A 4146-nucleotide genomic window follows, 5' to 3' on the forward strand; every position below is an offset into this window, starting at 1 on the left:
ACAATAGACATGTTCAAGAACCTCCCAACCGTTGATTTTAATGGGGTTTTGTCACTTCTATTATATCACAGAGAGGGGGCTTCTTGGACTTTTTTATTGCCCAAAACTATTGATTTTTCAATATTCAGCGCACATCAATTTTGTGCGAAAGTTGATTAAATAAAAATTAATGCTTAATGATAATAGAATATTGTTTTACTATTGCAGAATATAGAGAAATGATAAAATAGAAGTGCATAAATACATGTAAAAGGAGCCGTGAGAGTATGAAAATTCTTCAGTTGAAAATAACATTAAAAGACGTAAAGCCTCCTGTCTGGAGAAGGGTATTGGTTAGAGACGATATTACGTTTTATAAACTCCACAGGATAATCCAGCATGCGATGGGATGGTTTGAATCCCACCTTTATGAGTTTAGGCTGGGAGAAATGATTATTGGGGAAAAAGATGATGACTGGGACTTTTACGACAGATATGAAGTTAAAAGTGCAAAAAGAATAAAGTTAAGCAGCATGAACTTTGCACCAAAGGATAAATTCAGATATGTTTACGATTTTGGTGATAATTGGAGACATGACATTGTTGTTGAGAAGGTGCTTGACCCGGAAGAAGGCGTTAAATATCCAGTATGTATCGGTGGTAAAAGAAACTGTCCTCCTGAAGATGTAGGGGGACCGTGGGGATATGAAGATTTCCTTGAAGCAATCCAAGACCCGCAACATCCAGAGCATGAATCCATGCTTGAATGGGTGGGGGGTTCTTTCGACCCTGAAGAATTCAGCATAGATGAAGTCAATGATATGTTGAAGATGATAAAGTAAAAGCATATATATTTTATCGGACTTTGTATGGAGGAGATAAGGTGATAAAAGAGGGGGAAAAATAATATGTCAGACAACATTAATAAAGTAGTTGTTATTTATAAATCAAAATATGGCAGCGCACAACGCTATGCACAGTGGATTGCAGATGAAGTCAAGGCGGATTTATTTGAAAGGTCTAAAATTACACTAAATGACATACTCAAATATGATACAATTGTTTATGGCGGTTCACTGTATGCTGCTGGTATTTTGGGTATCTCGCTCATAAAAAAGAACTTTGACAAATTAAAAGATAAAAAAGTGATAGTGTTTTCTGTAGGTGCGTCTCCTGCACATCCTGAAGCAATAAACGATATTATAAACAATAATTTTACCGAAGAAATGAAGGGGAAAGTGCATTTCTTCCACTTGCGGGGTGGCTTCAATTATAAGAAGTTAAATCCAATTGATAAGATTTTAATGTATCTTTTAAAGAAGAAAATTGAGCATAAAAAACCTGATGAACTTACTGAAGATGAAAAAGGAATGCTTGCATGCTATAAACATCCTGCTGACTGGACAAATAAAAAATCAATAAATCCGATTATTGAATCAATAAAAAGCAGAATTAAATAACAGTTATATACAACAGAAATGAGAATTATAATAAAAATTGGTATAATAGAGAGGTAATGATAAAATGATAAATGAAAAAATAAATAACTGCTGTTGCTGTAAGGGAAAAGAGTCACTTAATAAAATAGAAAATGACAATACATGTCCTGTGTGTAAAGCATCAGGAGTAAAAGTAAAAAATATTACAGTCAGGCATTTGGTAGTTGATACCCTTGCAGAATTTGTCGGAGATATGGATTATTATATATGCATGAATGAAGAATGTAATATTGTTTATTATAATCCAGAATCAGGCGTTAAGTTTGAAAAGCAGCAAGTGAAAGTGCCTATATGGTTTAAAAAAGATGCCAATCCTAAATACGCCTGTTACTGCAGCAAGGTTACAGAGGAACAGGTAATAGATGCTGTAATAAAACATGGTGCAAAAACAATTAAGGATATTATAGAAATTACAGGAGCGATGAAAAACAGCCAATGTCAAAAAAATAACCCCTTAGGGAAATGCTGTCACAAAATAATTCAGGAGGCTATAGATAAGGGGTTATCCATGAAATAAGATGCAATTCCGTTTTGTACTATATTTTAATACTATATACCGTAAATCGGGGGATTATCATGTTTGAATACATAAAATTGCAAAGAACAATGTGTTTTGGGACTTGTCCTGTCTATAGTGTTATGGTAGATAATGAGGGTAATGTAAATTATAGTGGAGAAATGTTTGTATATAAGAGCGGAGAGCATCATTGGCAGATACCAATGAAAAAAGTAGAACAATTAAATGGCTTGATTGAGGATTTTGGGTTTAAGTCTTTTATATATGAACCAGGGAATGAGTTCATTACCGACCAGTCTTCTTGTATTACCACAATAAAATATTTAGATGGTGTATATTTAAAATAAACTCCGCTCCAAACCGAAATCCCTCAAACCCTTATCCCTTCTCGCCTTATGCCCATTTTCCTAATTCTTTCCATATAATAAAGTCGGTTCAAAAATTCCATATTTTCATTCCATTTAATAACATTTATTCCTTAATTCTTGTAGTAATTTTTAAAATAAAGTCGGTTCCAAATAGGGATAAGGTGAAAGGAAAAAGGTATAAGGTTGCATTTTCTATTGTCTTATTTCAGTGTTATTTCAATCAACATATCGTTTTCAATTCCTTTAAAATCAATACCTTTAGCCTTATTACTTACCCCTTAACCCTTTCTTACAGAAAACAAACCCCGCAGCAAATGAAGATTTCTCCTGCATCTACTGCGAGGTTTTGGAACGGACTATATTTTTATAGAGCGAAGTTTATTATTATGGAGTGGAGTTTATTTGTATTATACATAGTTAGGGTCAAGAAGACTTGGGATAAGGAAAAAGTATTTTTTATTTGTTACATGATATTAAAATTTCCTATGGAAATAAAGCCTTCATCAACTCTCCATAACAAGTTCAGAGGTCTTTCATCATTTTAAGTAATACTACTAAATATTTCCTTAATCTTTTCTAAAAGTAATCTAAATTTTTCAAACTCTTTGGGTTCTAACTCCTTTACTTGCTTTGCAAATTTACTTTTTCTATCATTGACTATATAGGGTAGTGTTCCTTGTGTGTTTCTTGCATACATTGAATATCTATTTAATACTTCATCAGAAAAATAGTGTTCAATGACAAAATATCTTTGTGTTATATCATCGTATGAAACAAAATGTTTTCTTTCGTCAGGTACTGGCAATAACATACCCCAAACATTGCTATGTAGGTGTTTTCTTATTGATTTTTTTATGTCATATTTTTCAAATATTTTTTCACTTAACGATTTAAATTTCCTATTCCCTTCACAATCATTATCAAACAATCCAATTATCGGTCTTTGTATAATGTTTGATAAATTTTCAAGTTTTTTTCTTACATAGTCAGCATTTCCTTCCCTTTCATCTTCTTCATATTCTATTCCCGAAGATTGGCATTCAAAAAACATTTGTTCTTTAGGATAAAGTTTTTGCCAAGCAGTTTCAATTATTATTACATCTGTTTTCCCTTCTGTAATAACTAAAGGTTTCGTTAATTGCGATTTATAGTATTCAAGTTCTTGAATCTTTGGAAATACTGTTACTATATTTAAACCTAAAGAAATACCTAAAGCATTATCTATTTGCTCTAAAACAGCATCATTAACTGTTCCTATTCTTTTTATTAACTTATTTTTATCTAAGGTAAAAATCTGGTCAAGTAAAATTACCGAATCTACAGGTAAACCGCTTTCTCCGGATAATATGGCAATATGAGTAGGTAATTTTGCCCTAGTCAAATTTGATGTAATGGCTGCCACTACTACTGTTGGTGCGTATTGGTTTCCAATATCATTCTGAATAATGATAACTGGTCTTTTACCTTTTGCTACTACACCTTCTCCGCTTCCTAAATCCGCATAAAATATATCCCCTCTTTTAACCATAATATTCATTCAATTTCCCCACCTTTGATTCAAACTTAACCCAAATAAAAGCAAAAGTTTATATATTGATATTCAATAAATAAATTACCTGATTTACTTTTTAATTATTGCTGATAAATTCTTTTTTCATACCACTTTACAAGTTTGACTAAGCTACCTGATCTTTGTCAAGGAAGCTCTGCACAGCTTCTTTAACGGTTGAATAAATTTTGGCACTTTCGAAGCTGGATACGAAAGTATCAAATATTAATTCTT

At 32.2% G+C, this 4146-nt stretch carries 5 protein-coding genes; 4 read left to right on the forward strand and 1 reads right to left on the reverse strand.

Features of this window, described 5'->3' with window-relative positions:
- Positions 1-266: 266 nt before the first annotated feature.
- The 4 genes from AN619_RS12100 (at position 267) to AN619_RS12115 (ending at position 2342) form a co-directional block, all read left to right on the forward strand.
- Entirely contained in the window at positions 267-821 is a 555-nt protein-coding gene (locus AN619_RS12100; protein WP_023062414.1) for a plasmid pRiA4b ORF-3 family protein, read from the forward strand.
- 66 nt (positions 822-887) lie between these two features.
- Positions 888-1439, forward strand: a complete 552-nt coding sequence (locus AN619_RS12105; protein ID WP_068557330.1) for a flavodoxin domain-containing protein — start codon at positions 888-890, stop codon at positions 1437-1439.
- Positions 1440-1503: 64 nt separating this feature from the next.
- Positions 1504-1995 carry a Csac_0668 family 2Fe-2S cluster-binding (seleno)protein gene (locus AN619_RS12110; protein ID WP_068557332.1) on the forward strand — a complete coding sequence of 164 codons (492 nt, stop codon included), beginning with the start codon at positions 1504-1506 and terminating at the stop codon, positions 1993-1995.
- 59 nt (positions 1996-2054) lie between these two features.
- On the forward strand, positions 2055-2342 hold the full coding sequence (locus tag AN619_RS12115; protein ID WP_242867396.1) for a DUF6438 domain-containing protein: 288 nt from the start codon (positions 2055-2057) through the stop codon (positions 2340-2342).
- A gap of 562 nt (positions 2343-2904) precedes the next feature.
- Here the strand turns inward: AN619_RS12115 and AN619_RS16780 are convergent.
- The gene (locus AN619_RS16780; protein WP_083525121.1) at positions 2905-3900 is read right to left on the reverse strand and encodes a type II toxin-antitoxin system PemK/MazF family toxin; all 996 of its coding nucleotides are present in this window, start codon (positions 3898-3900) and stop codon (positions 2905-2907) included.
- Between the last annotated feature and the right edge of the window lie 246 nt (positions 3901-4146).

Source organism: Thermotalea metallivorans (assembly GCF_001562415.1).
GTDB lineage: Bacteria > Bacillota > Clostridia > Peptostreptococcales > Thermotaleaceae > Thermotalea > Thermotalea metallivorans.

Coding starts and splice junctions, on each gene's coding strand:
- AN619_RS12110 (WP_068557332.1), top strand. CDS start 1,504: ATGATAAATGAAAAAATAAATAACTGCTGTTGCTGTAAGGGAAAAGAG.
- AN619_RS16780 (WP_083525121.1), bottom strand. CDS start 3,900: ATGAATATTATGGTTAAAAGAGGGGATATATTTTATGCGGATTTAGGA.
- AN619_RS12105 (WP_068557330.1), top strand. CDS start 888: ATGTCAGACAACATTAATAAAGTAGTTGTTATTTATAAATCAAAATAT.
- AN619_RS12100 (WP_023062414.1), top strand. CDS start 267: ATGAAAATTCTTCAGTTGAAAATAACATTAAAAGACGTAAAGCCTCCT.
- AN619_RS12115 (WP_242867396.1), top strand. CDS start 2,055: ATGTTTGAATACATAAAATTGCAAAGAACAATGTGTTTTGGGACTTGT.